Source organism: Bradyrhizobium sp. Crot121 (assembly GCF_059512385.1).
The window spans coordinates 1-434 of sequence record NZ_JCAMOR010000395.1 but is presented as its reverse complement, the minus strand read 5'-3'; the positions used below and the strand labels follow the sequence as shown (position 1 = coordinate 434).

Annotated in this window: 1 protein-coding gene; it reads right to left on the bottom strand. The window is 61.3% G+C overall.

What is annotated here, in order from left to right:
• The coding region (gene tnpA / locus AC5ZGW_RS47155; RefSeq protein ID WP_496114275.1) for an IS66-like element accessory protein TnpA at positions 1-387 on the bottom strand (387 nt) is incomplete at its 3' end.
• Positions 388-434 lie beyond the last annotated feature (47 nt).

Genomic DNA, 434 nt, shown 5'->3' with positions numbered 1-434 from the left:
ATCCAACACGCGAGACAACGCGGTCGTATCAACGCCGGCGTCCACGATCACGCGACAGGCCTTGCCGACGACAATCTCCATGCGTCCGCTCGCTGGCCCCGCTAAAGATACCGGCGACGCCGGCGGTTGGTCCGGCATCACCATCGCCGGCACAAAGCCGGGCCGGGGATCTTCTTCACCGCCCGTCCGCGTCCCAAACGATCGTCGCCAAGTCAACAGGAGCGAGCGCGAGATGCCGTATCGTCGTGCTGTCGATGAGACCGCGCGCGGTGTCTGCAAACTCTCCAGAACGATCTTGAGTTTCTCGTCATCGCTCCAGCGACGCCGACGGCCAGTCTCGACAACCTCGAACCGTTCAATCTGAGCACTGAACTTATTGCTGTCCATAAGGGCTGTTACACAGCACTCGTCTTAACCCGACAAGGCGGCCCTCA